The organism is Streptomyces sp. NPDC058632 (assembly GCF_042717095.1).
Lineage (GTDB): Bacteria > Actinomycetota > Actinomycetes > Streptomycetales > Streptomycetaceae > Streptomyces.
In genome coordinates, this window is sequence record NZ_JBHXQZ010000131.1 from 1 (window position 1) to 17,896 (window position 17,896).

Consider the following 17,896-nt stretch of genomic DNA (forward strand, 5'->3'; position numbering starts at 1 on the left):
CTTCCCCGCCGGGCTCCTCGCCACCGGGCTCCTCGCCACCGGGCTCTTCCCCGCCGGGCTCTTCCCCGCCGGGCTCCTCGCCACCGGGCTCCTCGCCACCGGGCTCTTCCCCGCCGGGCTCCTCGCCACCGGGCTCTTCCTCACAGACCGGATCGACCACGATGTCGCAGATGGGGTCCCCGTCGGCCTGGGCGACACCCGTCACCATCAGCGACGCACCCGCGGCGATCACGGCGCCGGCTGCGATGCGTGCGACGCGAATCCGCGTCTTCTTCGTCATATGCGTGCTACCCCCAGTAGCTGATCGTCAATAAGGCTGCGCCCGGGGCGGTGATCAACAGGGCCGACTGCCACAGGCAAGCCCCCCCGGTTCACATGCGCCCCAGAGATACGCATGCCGAGCCTCACCTTTCCCACTTTTCAAATGAACGTCAAGGCCGTTGCGTACGCGATGTCCAAGTAAAGGCACTTTGCCTGGAGTTGAAGCTGTAATTGTGATGTAAAACCCCGGCGTCCCCGACACACAAAAGGCAACTGCCGCCACAGAGGCGGCAGTTGCCTTGTCGACAAAGCGCTGTTCGTGCGCGGGGTTACTTCTCCCGCTGCTTGCGCCAGCGAATTCCGGCCTCCAGGAAGCCCTCGATCTCGCCGTTGAACACGGACTCGGGATTGCCGACCTCGTGCTCCGTACGCAGGTCCTTGACCATCTGGTAGGGGTGCAGCACGTACGAACGCATCTGGTTGCCCCAGGAATTGCCGCCGTCGCCCTTGAGGGCGTTCATCTTGGCCTGCTCCTCCTGGCGGCGCCGCTCCAGCAGCTTGGCCTGCAGGACGTTCATCGCGGTCGCCTTGTTCTGGATCTGCGAGCGCTCGTTCTGGCAGGAGACCACGATGCCGGTGGGGAGATGGGTCAGCCGCACCGCGGAGTCGGTGGTGTTCACGCCCTGGCCGCCGGGCCCGGACGACCGGTACACGTCCACCCGCAGCTCGGACTCGTCGATCTCGATGTGGTCGGTCTGCTCGACGACGGGCAGCACCTCGACGCCCGCGAACGAGGTCTGGCGCCGGCCCTGGTTGTCGAAGGGCGAGATGCGCACCAGCCGGTGGGTGCCCTGCTCGACCGAGAGGGTGCCGTAGGCGTACGGCACCAGTACGGCGAAGGTGGTCGACTTGATGCCGGCCTCCTCCGCGTACGACGTCTCGTAGATCTCGGTCTTGTAGCCGTGCTGCTCGGCCCAGCGCAGATACATGCGCTGGAGCTTCTCCGCGAAGTCGGCGGCGTCGACGCCACCGGCCTCCGCGCGGATGTTGACGAGCGCCTCACGCGCGTCGTACTCGCCGGACAGGAGGGTGCGGACCTCCATCTCGTCGAGTGCCTTGCGGACGCCGACCAGCTCGGTCTCGGCCTCCGCGCGGGTGTCCGGGTCGTCCTCCTCCTCGGCCATCTCGAAGAGCACGGCGAGATCGTCGATCCGCCCGCGCAGCGTCTCCGCCTTCCTGACCTCGGCCTGGAGGTGGGAGAGCTTGCTGGTGATCTTCTGCGCCGCATCCGGGTCGTCCCACAGGGAGGGAGCGGCCGCCTGCTCCTCGAGCACGGCGATGTCTGCCCTCAGCTTGTCGAGGTCCAGAACGGCCTCGATCGACTCCATGGTCGAGGAGAGGGACTTGAGCTCTTCGGAAACATCGACGACTGCCACCCCCCCAGCGTAACGGCTCGCCCGAGCACGCCATGCCGGACTCCCGGGCCGGCGACCCTGTCGGCGACGTCGGTGCTGGTCACGCCGGGGGCGGGACGGGGCGGGGGTGCCGGGGCCGGGCGTCCGCCCGGAGGCCAGGGCGGTCGTCCCCGGGAGGCGGGGCAGGTCAGGGGCGGCGGGGCGGTCGGCCGGTGTCGGGGGTCCCGTGCGGAGGCGGAGAGGTCACGGCGTGGCGGGGGCCGAGTTGTTCGAGTCGCGCGGGTCCGCTCCGGCCTCCTCGTCCGAGGTGGCCAGCCAGACGCCCGCGCCGACGGCGGCCAGCAGGGTCACCGCCAGCGCGGCCAGGGTCAGCCGGCGCCGCCGGGCGATCGCGCGGTTGCGGGCCGAGCCGGGGCGGCGGGCGCCGCTGGCGCGGGGCGCGCGGGCCGTGCCGTGAGCGCCTCCGGCCAGCTCGTCCGGGGCCGGCACCCGCATCGACGTATGGGTGTCCCGGTTGGAGTCGGCCGGTTTCGCGCCCGGCACCAGCGGAACGGCGCCGCGCCGCCGCGCGGGCTTCCCGGTGGTCGGCGCCGGACCGGAGGGCCGGGTGTCCTGGCCCTCCCGCTCCGCCGGCTCGGTGTCCGGCTCGTCCACGTCCAGCGGCGGCATCCCCGCCAGCAGGGGAAGCAGCTCCCGCAGCCGCGCCCCGAGCTCCGAGGCCCGCAGCCGCGAGGCCGGCGCCTTGGCCAGGCACTGCACGAGCAGCTGCCACAGCTCGTCGGGGATGCCGGGGAGCGGGACGACCGACTCGGTGACGTGGCGGCGGAGCACCGCCCCGGGATGTCCGCCGCCGAACGGCGTGAAGCCCGCGAGCAGCTCGTACAGGACCGTGGCGAGGGCGTAGATGTCGACCGACGCGCGCGGCGGCAGACCCTCCACGATCTCCGGAGCCAGGTAGTCCGGCGTCCCGATGATCTTCGTGGCTCGGGTGCGGCGCGGGGTGTCGATGAGCTTGGCCACCCCGAAGTCGGTCAGCAGCGCGCGGTGCGAGCCGCCGGGTCCGAGCGGGCCCTGCATGTCCAGCAGGACGTTCTCCGGCTTGACGTCCCGGTGCACGACCCCGGCCGCGTGCGCCGCCGCCAGGCCGTCCGCGACGTCGGCGACGATCGCCACGGCGGCCTCCGGGGCGAGCCTGCGCTCGCGGTCCAGGCGGGTGCGCAGATCCGTACCGCGGACCAGGTCCATGACCAGCGCGAGATCGTTGCCGTCGACCACCAGGTCACGCACCGAGACGACGTGCGGGTGCTCCAGACCGAGCAGCGCCGTCCGCTCCTGCACGAAGCGTCCGACGAGTTCCTGGTCCGAGGAGAGGTCCTCGCGCAGCAGCTTGATGGCGACGGGCCCCTCCGGCCCCTCGCCGAGCCACACCGTGCCGGCGCTGCCCCGGCCGAGGACCTGGTGGGCGGTGTACCGGCTGCCGATCTTCCGTGCCAAGGCTGCTCCTACCGACGCGTGTTGCCGCCAAAGCTACGCGCCCCTGAAGCCGACCTTCACCGGGGATCCGGAAATCACCCGCCGGGTGTCGACAAATCGACAAACCGGCCGGTCGCGCCCAGGGCCGTCGGCAGCGCCGGACTACTGCGGCAGGTCGGACTCGGAACCGCTCAGCTCCTGGAACCAGTCCACCGTGTTGCCGAACCAGTCGGTGAGCTGGTCCCAGTAGCCCTTGCCGCTGCCGATCCAGTCCTGCAGCGGGCTCAGCTCCCAGATCAGCCAGCTCGCGACGAACAGGATGACGATCGTGAACAGGCAGCCCTTCAGGCAGCCGAGACCGGGGATGCGCATCGGGTTGGCGCCGCGCTGCCGGGGCTCGCGCGCGGGGCGTCGCGGCTCCGGCGGCGGGGTGTACCGCTGCGGCTCCGGCTGCCGCGGCCGCTGGGGCCGCTGCTGCGGGGGCGGGGCGTACTGCTGGGGCTGCTGCGCCTGCTGGTACGGCTGCGGCCGGCCGTAGCCGGGGCCGGGCTGGGGCTGCGAGCGGCGCTGCGGCGGCTGCGGCGGCTGCTGCTGCGGCCGGGCGACCTGCCGCTGGGGGCGGCGGCGCAGCGGGTCCTCGCCCGGGTCGAAGTGCTGGACCTGGGTCTGCTCGTTGCGGTCGCGGGCCGCGCGCATCTGGTTCTGCCAGGGGTGCGGGTCGTCGGGGCCGGGCCGGCCCTGGCCGCCCTGTCCCGGCGGTACCGGGGGCATGACGGCGGTCGGGTCGGCGGCGCCGGAGGGACCGCCCGCGCCCGCTCCGGCGTTGGCGCCGGTCTGCGGCAGGACGCTGGTCGCGCCGTTGGGGTCGTACGCGCCCGGGGTGTGCGGCAGCACCTGCGTCGGGTCGGCGGAACCGGGAGTGCCGGGAGTGCCGGGCACGGTCGCGGGCGCCGGGTCGGGCGTGAGGAGCACGCCGACGTTCTCGGCGGCGGAGATCTGCGCGGAGTTCGCGTGCACGCCGATGCCGTCGGCGACGACCCGCAGGCCGCGCGCGAGGTTCTCGGCGCTGGGCCGCTGCTCGGGGTTCTTGCTGAGGCAGCGCTCCATGACCGTCCAGAGCGGGTCCGGGACCGTGGAGGGGCGGCGCGGTTCGGCGCTCAGGTGCTGGTGCAGCACCTCCAGGGCGGAGCCGCCGGAGAACGGCGGATGGCCGGTGACCAGCTCGTACAGCAGGATGCCGGCGCCGTAGACGTCGACGGCGGAGGTCTGCGGGCGGCCCTCGGCGGACTCGGGCGCGATGTACGCGGGCGTGCCGACGAACTCGTGGGTGCGGGTCAGCCCCGGGGAGTCGGCCAGCCGGGCGATGCCGAAGTCGGTCAGCATCGGGTGCAGCTCGCCGCCGCCCTGCTCGAGCAGCACGTTGGCGGGCTTCAGGTCGCGGTGCACCACGCCGTCGGCGTGGCTGGCGGCGAGGGCGTCGGCGATCTGGGCGGTCATGAGAGCGGCGGCGACGGGCGTGAAGGGGCCGTTCTCGCGCAAGTAACGGTGCAGGTCGGGGCCCTCGACGAGGTCCATGACCAGCGCCAGCAGATCGCCCTCGACGACCAGGTCACGGACCCGGACGATGTTGGGGTGGGTCAGCCTGAGCAGGACGGAGCGTTCCCTCAGGAAACGCATCACGACGTCCGCGTCGTTCGCGAGCTCCTCCTTGAGGACCTTGATCGCGACGGTCTCTCCCGGCCGACCGGGCACTGCCGCCTCGCCCCCCGCGGTCCCCCTCCCTCCAGGAGCTCCGGCAGGCTCCGCGCCAGGGGGGACCCCCAGGCGGGCTCGCCAGACGGTGCCCGTGGCGCCGCGTCCGATCGGCTCCTCGAGCAGGTACTTGCTGCCTACCGGCCGCACGTCATGCGCTCCCTGCTGCTTGCTTGACTGGCGTACACCGTGATGCGTCGTGCTCGGAAATGTTCCGCCCCACTGTAATGCCGCAGCACGGGACACCGGCCTGACACCGTCGACGACTTCCTTCCCGGTTCCTTCCCTGCCGCTCGTACGGGGCCCGCGCGGGCCCCGTACGAGCGGCAGGGAACACGTGTGGGGGAAAGACGCCCGACCCGGCCCCTTGGTTGCCGGTGGCCGGACGTGACCGATCTCAAGTGGCGGCGGAACGATCATTCACAGCGCATTGGTCAGGCACTTTTGAGGGCAGAGCCGACCAATCAAGATCATTCGATGCGAGGAGACGGGCGCGTTGTCGGTGGCAGGTGCGAGGATGCGTGCAGTACTGGCCGTACGTGCGCGTGTGGTGGTGGGGGAAGTCCGCGGTGGGGGACCGCGGGGCGGTTCCGTCCTCCGTGCCGCGGGCGCTCGCGCAGAAGGGACCGCTCACGGCGATGCAGATCCGGCTGACCGTGGTAGATCCGCTGGGCCCGCCCTCCCCCGCGCGCGGCCATGTGGTCGTCACCGCCCCCGCCGGTACGGCCCTGGCGGCGGTGGCCGCCGCGCTGGTCTCCGCGGTCTCCGGCGGCGACAGCGCCTCCGGTTCCTCGGGCTCCTCCGGCGCCCCGGTGCTGTACGCCGGTGACCAGCGGCTGGACGCCCAGCGCTGCACGCTCGGCGAGCCTCCGCTGATCGACGGCGCGGTGCTGGCCGTGGGCGCCCCGGGCGAGCCCGAGCCGCATCCCGAGCTGGACGACGCCCCGACCAGGCTCCATGTCGTCGCCGGTCCCGACGCGGGCGGCGTCCATCTGCTGCACGGCGGCGAGATCCGCATCGGCCGTTCGGCCGACGCCGATGTCCCCCTCGACGACCCGGACGTCTCCCGGCTGCACTGCGCGGTGACGGTCGGCCGGGACGGCAGGGTCTCGGTCGCCGACCTCGACTCCACCAACGGCACGACCCTGGACGGCCGGCGGGTGGGCTCCCGCCCGGTCGGTCTGGCACCGGGCGCGCTGCTGCGGATCGGTGAGTCGGCCCTGCGGCTCACCCCGGCCGCGGGGCCGGGGGCGCGGGCATGGACGACGCCGGACGGCGAGGGGCACGTCCGCGTGCCGGAGCCGCCCACGGAATCGTCCGCCGAGCCGCCCCCGGGAGCGGGGTCGGGGTCGGGGTCGGGGTCGGGGACAGAATCGGCGGCCGTGCGTCCGCCGGACGGGCCGGCGCACCACGCCTACGGTTCCGCGACGGCCCGGACCACCGGGGAAACCCCGCCGGTACCCGGCCGGGGCAGCGCCCCGGGGCCCGAGAACCGCGGGACGGGCGGTTCGGACGCGGGCTCGGGTTCGGGCTCCGGTGCCGGCCTCAACTCCGAGACCGGCTTCGGCCACGGCTACGGAAGCACCGGCCGCAACAGCGGAAGTGACAGACGTACGGTCCACGTGGCTTCCCGGGGCGACGTGCCGCGGGTCCCCAAGGGGCGCCGGGTGTCGCAGCCGAGGCCGGCCGACGGCGGGTCCGGCCAGGCGTCCGGGGCGGGGACCGGCACCCACGCGGGCAGCCCCGGTGCACCCACCGGGTCCGGTGCCGACGGCGGGCTCACCGCCTGGCCCGTCGCCCCCGGGGACCGGCCCGCCGACGGCCGCAGGGGCGCGCCGGCACGCGGCACCGATCCGGCCGACGCCGACCTCGCGCCGCAGCCCTCCGGCGGACGCCGGCGCGGCGGGCTTTCGGCGTGGGCACGCCGGCTGGCCGGAGGACGTCCGGAGCAGGAGAGCACCGGACCGGACCTGTACGGCGAGGAGGCGGCCGGCGCCGTCCCGGCCGAACCGGCCGTCGCCACAGCCGGCCCGCCCGAAACCTGGCCCGACCCCGCCACCCTGCTGCTGACCGCCCTCGGCCCCGGCCCCCGCCTGTGGGAGCGCGGGCCCGGCCATCCGGAGGCGCTCGCGATACGCCTCGGCACGGCCGACCGGGCGGTGCCCGGCGGCTCGGGCCTGCTGCCCGCCGTACCGATGACGTCGGGGCTGCGCGAGGTGGGCTCGCTGGGCCTGGCAGGTCCGCGCGAGCGGCTCACCGGGCTGGCCCGCGCGATACTGGCCCAGCTCGCCGCACTGCACTCCCCCGACACGCTCGAGATCGTCCTGATCACCGCCGACCGCTCCCGCACCCTGGAGGAGCGCACCGCGGAATGGGCCTGGCTGGGCTGGCTGCCGCACGTGCGGCCGGGGCACGGGCAGGACTGCCGACTGCTCCTCGCCCACGACCGTGAGCAGGCGGCGGCCCGCGCCAAGGAGCTGCTGCGCCGCCTGGAGGACCACGACCACGCGGCCCGTACCTCCCCCGCCCCGGCCTTCCCGTCCACTTCATCCACCTCGTCCGCCCCGCTCATTCCCGAGCAGCCCCGGGCCTCCGGCGCCGACCGGGGCGCCCCCCGGCAGCCCTCCCGGACCCGGGACGACGGCGTCGGCGCCGGTGACGGTGCGGCGGGCGGCTTCGCCGGGTCGTACACCGTGGTCGTCGTGGACGGTGACCCCGGGGATCCCGAGGTGCGCGACGCGGTGGCGCGGCTGGCGGTGGAGGGACCGCGGGCCGGAATCCACCTGGTGTGTCTCGCCGAGACGGCCGCCGCCTCGGCCTCGTCCCCGGTGACGGAGACGTACGAGGCGGCCTGCGCGGTGACGCCCGCGTTCCGGGAGTGCGGTGCCGTCGCCCTGCTCAGCGGGGACGTGGCGACCACTCTGCGGCTGCTGCGGGTGGCCGCCACCGGCTCGGGGGCGGCGCCGGGTCCGGTCGGCCACGGCACGGTGGCCACGGTCGACGCGGTCTCCCCCGCGTGGGCCGAGCGGTTCGCGCGGGCCCTGGCACCGTTGCGCACGGCGGGTGCCCCCGGTACGCGGCACGCGCGCGTGTCGGCGCCGCTGCCCCAGTCGGCGCGGCTGCTGGACGAGTTGGGCCTGGCCCGCGCCACCCCGGCCTCGCTGATGGCCCGTTGGGCGGACTCGGCCGACGACAAGGAGCGGCTCGGCGGCCGGGTGTACGCGGTGCTGGGTGCCGGGCCGCGCGGCCCGGTGTCCGCCGACCTCGTGGCCGACGGGCCGCATCTGCTGGTGGAGGGCCCGTCCGGCAGCGGCCGTACGGAACTGCTCCGGGCCGTCGTCGCCTCCCTGGCCGCGGCCGAACGGCCGGACCGGCTGGGCATCGTGCTGGTGGACGGCCGCGCCGGCACCACGGGCGGCGGACAGGGCGGCGGACAGCACGGCGGCGGACAGGGCGACGGACTGCGCGTGTGTACGGACGTACCGCACGTCACCACGCATCTCAGCGCCAACGACCCGGTGCGGATGCGGGAGTTCGCCCAGTCGCTGAGCGCCGAGCTGAAGCGTCGTGCCGAACTGCTCGGCCGGTCGGACTTCGTGGAGTGGCACACCGGGTGCGAACTGTCGGACCGTATGGTCGCCCAGCGCACGGCCGCGCCCCGCGGCCCCGCGACCGCCGGCGGCGGCGAGCACCTTGGGGACCTGGATTCCCTGCCCACTGGTTCCACCCTGCGGCTGCGGCCCGGCGCCGCCCGGCGCAGGGCCGAGGCCCCGCCGCCGTTGCCCCGGCTGGTGGTGGTCGTGGACGACCTGGACGCGCTGGTCTCCCCCGCGCTCGGTTCACCGGGGCGGCCCGCCGCCGGGTCGGTGCTGCGGGCACTGGAGGCGGTGGCGCGGGAGGGGGAGCGGCTGGGCGTGCACCTGGTGTCGGCCACCGGCCCCTGCGCCCGTACGGCGGAGACCGAGCCGGTGCGCCGCGCGTCCCTGCGCGTGACGCTCGACGCGCCGGCGTCGGGCCGTGGGCCCGCCTCCTCGTTCGAGTTGAACCAGGAGAGCGGGGGCGAACCGGCGCCGGGCCGGGGGCGACTGGCCCACGCGGACGGCCGGGTGACCGTGTTCCAGGGCGGGCGGGTGACCGGACGTATCCCGCGCACCGCGACGCTGCGGCCCACGGTCGTGCCGCTGGAGTGGCACCGCATGGGCGATCCGCCGGCCCGCCGTCCGGTCAGGGAACTCGGCAACGGTCCGACCGACCTCGCACTGCTCGCCAGCGCGCTGGAACGCGCGGCCCGCGAGGTCGCGGCCACCGAGGTGCCCTCGCTGCTGTGACCCCGGCCCGGGCGCCAGTACTCATCCTCGAGTTCCAGCCTGCGCCTACGTCCCCGCCTCGCCGTCGGCACACCCCTGATGACCAGGGAATGGTGCGACAAGCGTGAGAACCCGAGGACCGGCAGGGGGTCACAGTTCAAAGAACGGCGCCAGGCCGCTGCTGCCCGGGAGGTCGGGTCTCAGCGTGGGCTGCCCGGGAGGTCGGGTCTCAGCGTGGCGTGAGTCGGGCTATCGTTCCGGTCTCCAGGGCCGTCCAGACCGCGCCGTCCGGTCCTTGCACGATTCCGTGTGGTTCGGAGGACGGGCTGGGGAGGTCGTGCTCGTCGATTCGGCCGTCGGGGGTGATCCGGCCGACGCGGTTGGCGCCCCATTCGGTGAACCAGCAGTCTCCGTCGGTGCCGGTGGTGATCGCGTGGGGACGTGAGCCGCGATCGGGCAGGGCGAACTCGTCGATCCTCCCGTCCGGGGCGATCCGTCCGATCTGGCCCGCGCCGATCTCAACGAACCACATGGCGCCATCGGCACCCGCGGTGATGCCGACGGGAGCGGCGGCGGGGGTGGGGAGCGGATGGACGGAGATGTCGCCGTCGAGTCCGATCGTGCCGATCGCGTTGGCCTGGTTCATCGTGAACCAGAGCCTGTCGCCGGGGCCGGTGGCGATGGCCGAGGGGAAGGCTCCCGACAGCGGGAGCGGGAATTCGGTGACCCGACCGCTGGTCGTGATGCGGCCGATGCGGTCGGCACTGGCCTCGGTGAACCAGAGTGCGTCATCGGGCCCGGTCGTGATCCCGAACGGTCCGGCGTCCGGTGTCGGCAGTGGGAACGATTCGGCGTCTCCGGTCGTGGTGATGCGGCCGATCCGATGAGCGCGGAATTCGGTGAACCACAGGGCGTCATCGGGTCCGGAGGTAATGATCGACGGTCCGGTGGAAGCGGGTTCGAGCTGGTAGGAGGTGACGTCGCCGCCGGGGGTGATCCGGCCGATCCGTCCGTGGTGGACCATCGTGAACCACAGCGCGCCGTCGGCACCGCAGGTGATTCCGTAGGGCCCGGCGTCCCTGGCGGACACGGGGAACTCCGCGATCGACACGGTCGGACGACGCGACACGGGGCAGGACCCTTCGTAGGGGCGCAGTGGAGGTCAACGACTGCGCATGCTATCCGGCCCGCTGCGGTGACCGCCTCTGGTTAAGACCGTCTCATCCAGTGACGGCGGCGCCGGCACGTCCTCGGCGACACCGACAACCCTCACCATGCGAGCTCCCCGGGCTCCTCCCCTGCCCGGGGAGAGCGCGCAATGCCTCGGCCGCCACGGCCCTCGCACCAGCCCCAGCAACAACACCCGCGCCCACTAAGCGAGTTGGGGGCGTATAACCCAATCGGACGGGCCGCTCCGAACTCCTCCGCCCCGGAGAGTCACGACGCGGTCACGATCCCGGACTTGACACGAGACGCACTCTTGCCGCCCGCGACCTCACGGGCGTACACCAGAGCGCACGGGACAGCGCTCGACGTTCGACGAGGTACGAAGAACGGGGCAGTGATGCGCAGGACGAGCAGGATCATCCGGGCACACAGGTCGTCCGGCACACCCACGGCAACGGCAACTCCCCGCACCCGCACGGCCGTCAGGGCGGCGGCCGCCGTCGTCGCGGGCGTGCTCGCGGTCTCGCTCACCGCGTGCGGGGGCGACGACGACGGCAACGACGCGTCGGGCGGCGGTGCCGACGAGACCGCCTCCACCGTCACCCTGCCCGAGCTCGACGGCCAGAGCCTCGAGGTCGCCGCCGTGTGGACCGGCACCGAACAGGCCAACTTCAAGAAGGTCCTCGCGGAGTTCGAGAAGCGCACCGGCGCGAAGGTGACGTTCGTTCCCGCCCAGGACCCCATCGTCAACTTCCTCGGTTCGAAGATCGCGGGCGGCGCCCCGCCCGACGTGGCGCTGCTGCCGCAGCCGGGCGCCATCAAGCAGGCCGTGGAGAAGGGCTGGGCCAAGCCGCTGGGCGCCGAGGCGCAGGCGGAGCTCAAGAAGAACTACTCGCAGGGCTGGCAGGACATCGGCTCGGTCGACGGCACACCGTACGGCGTCTACTACAAGGCCGCCAACAAGTCGCTGATCTGGTACAACGCCCAGGTCTTCGAGAACGCGGGCGCGAGCGAGCCGACGACCTGGCAGGACCTGCTCGCCGCGGCACAGACGGTCTACGACTCCGGTGTCACCCCGTTCTCGGTCGGCGGCGCCGACGGCTGGACGCTCACCGACTGGTTCGAGAACATCTACCTCTCCCAGGCGGGCCCGGAGAAGTACGACCGGCTCGCCGCGCACGAGATCAAGTGGACGGACCCGTCCGTGAAGGACGCGCTGACCACGCTGGCGGAGATCTGGGGCAAGCCGGACTACCTCGCGGGCGGCCCGGACGGCGCGCTGCAGACCGAGTTCCCGGCCTCCGTGACGCAGACCTTCACCGGCGGCGACCAGCCCAAGGCGGGCATGGTCTACGAGGGCGACTTCGTCCAGGTCAACATCGGCGAGACCGAGGCGGAGGTCGGCACGGACGCGAAGGTGTTCCCGTTCCCCGCGGTCGGTGACAGCCCGCCCGTGGTCTCCGGCGGCGACGCGGCCGTGATCCTCGAGGACTCGAAGGCGGCACAGGCGCTGGCGACGTTCCTCGCCTCCCCGGACGCCGCCGGCGTCCAGGCGAAGCTGGGCGGCTACCTCTCGCCGAACAAGAACGTGCCGAACTCGGCGTACCCGAACGAGGTGCAGCAGAAGATGGCCCAGGCGCTCGTCGACGCCGGGGACGACTTCCGCTTCGACATGTCCGACCAGGCCCCGCAGGCCTTCGGCGGCACCCCCGGCAAGGGCGAGTGGAAGGCGCTCCAGGACTTCCTGAAGAACCCGAAGGACATCGCGGGCACCCAGCGGCAGCTGGAGGCCGACGCGGCCGCGGCGTACGGGAACTGAGCCGGCGATGGCGTCGGACACGGCGGCGGGGCCCTCCGCGGCCCCTGCCGCTCCCCAGCCGCGCAGGAGCGTCACCGGCACCCGCGCAACCGTGGCGGCGCTGTTCCTGCTGCCCGCGCTGCTGCTGCTCGGTGCGCTCGTGGTCTACCCGATCGGGTACTCCGTCGTCCGCAGCTTCCACGACCAGTCCGGTGACGGATTCGCCGGGCTCGACAACTACCGGGCCCTGTTCACCGACGACGGCATCCGCGCCGCTCTGAAGAACAACGTCGTCTGGGTGGTGTTCGCCCCGACGGTCGCCACCGCGCTCGGCCTGGTCTTCGCGGTGCTGACCGAACGGATCCGCTGGGGAACGGCGTTCAAACTGGTCGTCTTCATGCCGATGGCGATCTCGATGCTGGCGGCGGGCATCATCTTCCGCCTGGTGTACGACCAGGACCCGGACAAGGGCGTGGCGAACGCGGTGTGGGTGGGCGTGCACGACACCTTCGCCGAGTCGTCGGCGTACCCGAAGGCCCACCCCGGCCGTGAGTCGCCGCTGGAGGCGGCCGGCGGGGGCGCCTTCGTCACCAGGGGGACGGTGAGCGTCGGCGAGACCGTCGCACTGCCGCTGCTCGGTGTCGCCCCGGCCCTGATCCCGGACGACGCCGAGCGGGCGGCGGCGCCGAAGCCGGAGGCGGACCGGATCACCGGCACGACCTGGCAGGACTTCACCCGTGGCAAGGGCGTCGGCACACTCAACGGCGTCGACGCGGACGAGCTGGGCTATCCCGGCATGAGGATCGAGGCGGTCCGGGACGGCACGGTGGTGGAGACGGCCACGGCGGGCGCCGACGGCACGTTCTCCCTGTCGGCGAAGGCGGACGGCGCGCGGCTCCGGCTGCCGGCGAGCAACTTCCAGGAGCCGTACAACGGGCTGGACTGGCTGGGCCCGTCGCTGGTCACGCCGGCCGTCATCGGCTCGTACATCTGGATGTGGGCGGGCTTCGCGATGGTGCTGATCGCGGCCGGGCTCGCGGGCATGCCGCGGGAGCTGCTGGAGGCCGCGCGGGTCGACGGCGCCAACGAGTGGCAGGTGTTCCGGCGGATCACGGTGCCGATGCTGGCGCCGGTGCTCGCGGTGGTCGCCGTCACCCTGATGATCAATGTGCTCAAGGTGTTCGACCTGGTGTTCATCATCGCGCCCGGCTCCTCCCAGGACGACGCGAACGTTCTCGCGCTGGAGCTGTACCGCAAGGGCTTCTCCGAGGACCAGCCGGGCATCGCCAGCGCGATCGCGGTGTTCCTGCTGCTTCTGGTGATCCCGGTGATGTGGTTCAACGTGCGGCGGCTGAGGCGGGAGGTACGGCGATGAGCGCGGACGCCGGCAGTGTCCCCGAGGCGGCCGCGCCGCCCGTCAGCGCCGTCAAGGCCGAGCGGTCACTGGGTTCGAGGCTCAGCGGGTGGGTGAGCGGCGGACTGGTCCGCGTCTTCCTGGTCGTCGTCGGCCTGTTCTGGCTGGTCCCGACGATCGGTCTGCTGCTGGCCAGCCTGCGCACCTCGCAGGACATGGCCGCCGACGGCTGGTGGACGGTGTTCACCGAGCCGTCGCAGCTCACCTTCGGCGCCTACGAGACCCTGCTGGAGAACGACGACATCACCGGCTCCCTGCTGAACACGGTGTACATCACCGTCCCGGCGACGGTGCTGGTGGTGGTGATCGGCTCGCTCGCCGGATACGCCTTCGCCTGGATGGAGTTCCCGGGCCGGGACTGGTGGTTCCTCGGCGTGGTGGGGCTGTTGGTGGTGCCGGTGCAGGTGGCCCTGATCCCGATCGCCGAACTCTTCGGCACCATCGGCGTCTTCGGCTCGATCGTCGGCGTGGTCCTCTTCCACGTCGGCTTCGGCCTGCCGTTCGCCGTGTTCCTGCTGCGCAACTTCTTCGCGGAGATCCCGAAGGAGCTGCTGGAGGCGGCCCGGCTGGACGGCGCCGGCGAACTGCGGCTGTTCACACGGGTGGTGATGCCGCTGGGCGGGCCGGCGATCGCCTCGCTCGGCATCTTCCAGTTCCTGTGGGTGTGGAACGACATGCTGGTCGCGCTGATCTTCACGGACTCCGGGAACCAGCCGATCACGGTCGCGCTGCAGACGCAGGTACGGCAGTTCGGCAACAACGTCGACGTGCTGGCGCCGGGCGCGTTCATCTCGATGGTGATCCCGCTGGCCGTGTTCTTCGCCTTCCAGCGGCAGTTCGTCTCCGGCGTGATGGCGGGCGCGGTGAAGTGACGTACGGCCCACGGGCCCCGGAGCGCAAGGTGCGGTGCGCGCCGGGGCCCGGAGCGGAGCCGGAAACCGGGGCGGAGCCGGGGCCGTGGACTACTCGACGACGATCTCGACCGGGATGTTGCCGCGGGTGGCGTTGGAGTAGGGGCAGACCTGGTGGGCCTGCTCGACCAGCTTGCGTCCGGTCTCCTGGTCCACGGAGTCGGGCAGCTCGACACGCAGCGTCACGGCGAGCGCGAAGCCCTCGCCCTCCTTGCCGATGCCGACCTCGGCGGTCACCGCGGCCTCGCTGACGTCCACCTTCGCGGCCCGGCCGACCAGGCCGAGGGCGCTGCCGAAGCAGGCCGCGTAACCGGCGGCGAACAGCTGCTCCGGGTTGGTGCCCTCGCCGTTGCCGCCCAGCTCCACGGGGGCGCTGAGGCCGAGGTCCAGCTTGCCGTCGGAGGTGACGGCGCGGCCGTCGCGGCCGTGGGTGGCGGTGGCGACAGCGGTGTAGAGCGCGTCCATGGGAACCCTTCCCTCTCGAGTGGTGGTCGTACGGGGGCCGGTCCGTCGGTGGCCCGGACCTCCGCACGACCACAAGCAAAGCACGCAATTGAATTGCACGCAACTGAATGGCTCGAAAGAGCTACCCTGGAGCCATGACACCGACCCCGAACCCCGGACCGGCCCCGGAGTCGGCCGCCCCGTCGTCACCCGGGTCCGCCGGCGACTGGCTCCGGCTCGACCAGCAGATCTGCTTCTCCCTGCAGTCCGCCTCACGCGCCTTCAACGGCGTGTACCGCGTGGTCCTCAAGGACCTCGGCCTGACCTACCCGCAGTACCTGGTGATGCTGGTCCTCTGGGAGCACGGCGCGCTGCCCGTCAAGACGCTCGGCGAGCACCTGCGGCTCGACTCCGGGACACTGTCCCCGCTGCTCAAACGGCTGGAGGCGGCCGGTCTGGTCCGCAGGGAGCGCAGTGCGCGCGACGAGCGCTCGGTGGAGGTGCGGCCCACCGAGGAGGGTGCCGCGCTGCGCGGGCGGGCCCTCGACGTCCCGCACCGGATCGCCGCCGCGACCGGCTTCGGGCTCGACGAGATCGAGGATCTGAGGACCCGTCTGGACCGGCTCACCAGCGCACTGGACACGGCGGCGGCGAACGGAGCCTAGGATCCTGACGGACGGCGGAGACCGGAGGCACGGTGGAGACCGACCACCCACCGCACCGCCACGGGGCCAACGACGAGGGGACGGCCGCACATGACCTGGTTGATCACCGGCGGCGCCGGTTACATCGGGGCGCACGTCGTGCGCGCGATGACCGAGGCGGGGGAACGGACGGTCGTGTACGACGACCTGTCCACCGGCATCCCCGACCGTGTGCCGGACGGCGTACCGCTGGTGGTCGGCTCGGTCCTGGACGGCGAGCGGGTGGCGCGCGCCCTCGCCGACCACGAGGTCACCGGCGTCGTGCACCTGGCGGCGAAGAAGCAGGTCGGCGAGTCGGTGGAACTGCCCCTGCACTACTACCGGGAGAACGTCGAGGGCCTGCGCGTCCTGCTGGAGGCGGTGACGGCGGCGGGCACGGCGTCGTCCTTCGTGTTCTCGTCGTCGGCGGCGGTGTACGGCACGCCGCCCTCCGGCGCCGGGCTGGTCACCGAGGACACCCCCTGCCTGCCGATGTCCCCGTACGGTGAGACGAAGCTGGCCGGCGAGTGGCTGGTCCGCGCGACGGGCCGGGCGACAGGCCTGTCCACGGCCTCCCTGCGCTACTTCAACGTGGCGGGCGCAGCCCGTCCGGAACTCGCCGACACGGGCGTCCACAACCTCGTCCCCATGGTCTTCGAGAAGCTGACCGGGAACGAGTCCCCGCGGGTGTTCGGCGACGACTATCCGACCCCGGACGGCACCTGCGTCCGCGACTACATCCACGTCGTCGACCTGGCCGAGGCCCACGTGGCCGCGGCGCGCGCCCTGCACGCCGCACCCGGCCGGGACCTCACCCTCAACATCGGCCGCGGCGAGGGCGTCTCGGTGAAGGGCATGATCGACCGCATCAACGCCCTCACCGGCCACGACCTCCCGCCCACGATCGCCCCCCGCCGCCCCGGCGACCCGGCGAGTGTCGTCGCCTCCTCCGACCGCGCCGCCACCGAACTCGGCTGGAAGGCCCGCCACGGCGTCGACGACATGATCACCTCGGCCTGGTCGGGCTGGCAGCGCCTGCGCCCCGGGGCCTGACCACGTCCTGTCCTACAGCGCCTCGAGCGCCGCGGTGGTCGCCCTTGCCAGGGCTGCCAGGTAACCCTTCGGGAGTTTCGGGTTGCGGATGACCACCGAGCGCCAGTACAGCGGGCCCGAGATCAGGTCGAGGGCCAGGGCGTGGTCGACGCCGGGGCGTACCTCGCCGCGCTCCTGGGCCGCGGTGACGACGCCCTTGGCGACCCCGTCCTGGCCCTCCCGCAGCGCCTTCTGCAGCGCCTCGGCGATGTCGGGGTTGCGGGCGGCCTCGGCCTGGAGGTCGGGGAGGATCTGCGAGGCGACGGGGTGGCGCAGGGCGCGCGAGGTGACCTCGTACAGCAGCCGCAGGTCGCCCTCCAGGGAGCCGGTGTCCGGCGCGGGCAGGCCCTGCACGGCGATCGCCGAGACCAGGTCCAGGACCAGGTGCAGTTTGGAGCGCCAGCGGCGGTACACGGCGGTCTTGCCGACGCCCGCGCGGCGCGCGATGCCCTCGATGGACATCCGCGCGTAGCCGACGGCCGCGAGTTCCTCGAAGACGGCCGCCCGGATCGCCTCCGTCACGTCCTCCCGCAGTACGGCCGCCCCGGCGGGAGCCCTGCGGCGCGGAGGCGGCTGGGGCTCCTCGGCGTTCGTCGTCATGCGGACCAGCATAGGGCGCGACGACGATACGGACCCGTTCTGACGACGGCACGTACACCGATCCGGCACGGACAGGCACGGGAGCGGACCCGCCCCGGACCTGGACCGGACCTGGCCGGGGCCGGAGGGGACGGGCCGGACCCTGGGCCGGGACGACGAAACGGTTGCGTTCCGACGTACGTTCGGCCTACGCTCGCGTTGCGACGATACGGTGCCGTCCCGACGTAAGTGAACGCGCGACGACGCGCGGGAAACGCCGGGCGAAACCCGGCACCGCACCACCCCGCCGTCACCCCCACCCCCCTAGCGAAAGCAGCGGATGTGAGTCAGGTCCTCCACACACCGCCTCCCGCACCGGTCCCCCCGGCCGCCGAGGACGACCTCCCCGCCCTCGCCGCCCGCCACGGCCTCACGGTCAGCGGTGCCCGCCCCACCCTGCCCGCCTACGTCCGCGAGCTGTGGGCGCGCCGGCACTTCATCCTCGCCTTCTCCCGGGCGAAGCTGACCGCGCAGTACAGCCAGGCCAAGCTCGGCCAGCTGTGGCAGGTGGCCACGCCGCTGCTGAACGCGGCCGTGTAC

The 17,896-nt window shown here is 73.1% G+C and carries 12 protein-coding genes and 2 pseudogenes; 7 read left to right on the forward strand and 7 right to left on the reverse strand.

What is annotated here, in order from left to right; genetic code table 11:
* The 4 genes and pseudogenes from ACFWVE_RS32395 to ACFWVE_RS32410 all read right to left on the reverse strand — a co-directional run.
* Window positions 1-280: pseudogene (locus tag ACFWVE_RS32395) on the reverse strand (hypothetical protein); the annotation flags it as partial.
* A 310-nt stretch (window positions 281-590) separates the two neighbouring features.
* Window positions 591-1,697: a peptide chain release factor 2 gene (gene prfB, locus ACFWVE_RS32400; protein ID WP_384021951.1), complete on the reverse strand. Its 1,107-nt coding sequence runs from the start codon at window positions 1,695-1,697 to the stop codon at window positions 591-593.
* 222 nt (window positions 1,698-1,919) lie between these two features.
* Window positions 1,920-3,170, reverse strand: coding sequence for a serine/threonine-protein kinase (locus ACFWVE_RS32405; protein WP_384021954.1), 1,251 nt, complete (start codon window positions 3,168-3,170; stop codon window positions 1,920-1,922).
* A 141-nt stretch (window positions 3,171-3,311) separates the two neighbouring features.
* Window positions 3,312-5,051 (reverse strand): serine/threonine-protein kinase, encoded by a 1,740-nt coding sequence (locus ACFWVE_RS32410; protein ID WP_384021957.1) that lies wholly within the window; start codon window positions 5,049-5,051, stop codon window positions 3,312-3,314.
* A 488-nt stretch (window positions 5,052-5,539) separates the two neighbouring features.
* Between ACFWVE_RS32410 and ACFWVE_RS32415 the strand changes: the two genes are divergently transcribed.
* On the forward strand, window positions 5,540-9,229 hold the full coding sequence (locus ACFWVE_RS32415) for an FHA domain-containing protein (protein WP_384021984.1): 3,690 nt from the start codon (window positions 5,540-5,542) through the stop codon (window positions 9,227-9,229).
* 208 nt (window positions 9,230-9,437) lie between these two features.
* Here ACFWVE_RS32415 and ACFWVE_RS32420 read toward each other — a convergent pair whose 3' ends face one another.
* The gene (locus tag ACFWVE_RS32420) at window positions 9,438-10,337 is read right to left on the reverse strand and encodes a virginiamycin B lyase (RefSeq protein ID WP_384021960.1); all 900 of its coding nucleotides are present in this window, start codon (window positions 10,335-10,337) and stop codon (window positions 9,438-9,440) included.
* Window positions 10,338-10,772: 435 nt separating this feature from the next.
* Between ACFWVE_RS32420 and ACFWVE_RS32425 the strand changes: the two genes are divergently transcribed.
* From ACFWVE_RS32425 to ACFWVE_RS32435, 3 genes are read left to right on the forward strand one after another with little or no spacing between them, the layout of a single operon-like run.
* Window positions 10,773-12,194, forward strand: coding sequence for an ABC transporter substrate-binding protein (locus ACFWVE_RS32425; protein WP_384021962.1), 1,422 nt, complete (start codon window positions 10,773-10,775; stop codon window positions 12,192-12,194).
* A 7-nt stretch (window positions 12,195-12,201) separates the two neighbouring features.
* Complete coding sequence (locus ACFWVE_RS32430) at window positions 12,202-13,548, forward strand: carbohydrate ABC transporter permease (protein WP_384021966.1); 1,347 nt, start codon at window positions 12,202-12,204, stop codon at window positions 13,546-13,548.
* Window positions 13,545-14,459 (forward strand): carbohydrate ABC transporter permease, encoded by a 915-nt coding sequence (locus ACFWVE_RS32435; RefSeq protein WP_384021969.1) that lies wholly within the window; start codon window positions 13,545-13,547, stop codon window positions 14,457-14,459. The genes ACFWVE_RS32430 and ACFWVE_RS32435 overlap by 4 nt, the downstream gene beginning before the upstream one ends.
* Before the next feature lie 90 nt (window positions 14,460-14,549).
* Here ACFWVE_RS32435 and ACFWVE_RS32440 read toward each other — a convergent pair whose 3' ends face one another.
* Window positions 14,550-14,963, reverse strand: a complete 414-nt coding sequence (locus ACFWVE_RS32440) for an organic hydroperoxide resistance protein (RefSeq protein ID WP_384021972.1) — start codon at window positions 14,961-14,963, stop codon at window positions 14,550-14,552.
* 134 nt (window positions 14,964-15,097) lie between these two features.
* On the opposite strand from ACFWVE_RS32440, the gene ACFWVE_RS32445 reads away from it, so the two are divergent.
* Together ACFWVE_RS32445 and galE are read left to right on the forward strand one after the other, a co-directional pair.
* Entirely contained in the window at window positions 15,098-15,607 is a 510-nt protein-coding gene (locus ACFWVE_RS32445; protein WP_384021975.1) for a MarR family winged helix-turn-helix transcriptional regulator, read from the forward strand.
* A gap of 90 nt (window positions 15,608-15,697) precedes the next feature.
* On the forward strand, window positions 15,698-16,678 hold the full coding sequence (gene galE / locus ACFWVE_RS32450) for a UDP-glucose 4-epimerase GalE (protein WP_384021978.1): 981 nt from the start codon (window positions 15,698-15,700) through the stop codon (window positions 16,676-16,678).
* A gap of 12 nt (window positions 16,679-16,690) precedes the next feature.
* Here galE and ACFWVE_RS32455 read toward each other — a convergent pair whose 3' ends face one another.
* Window positions 16,691-17,329: a TetR/AcrR family transcriptional regulator gene (locus ACFWVE_RS32455; RefSeq protein WP_384021981.1), complete on the reverse strand. Its 639-nt coding sequence runs from the start codon at window positions 17,327-17,329 to the stop codon at window positions 16,691-16,693.
* Window positions 17,330-17,638: 309 nt separating this feature from the next.
* Between ACFWVE_RS32455 and ACFWVE_RS32460 the strand changes: the two are divergent.
* Window positions 17,639-17,896, forward strand: a pseudogene (locus ACFWVE_RS32460) (ABC transporter permease); the annotation flags it as partial.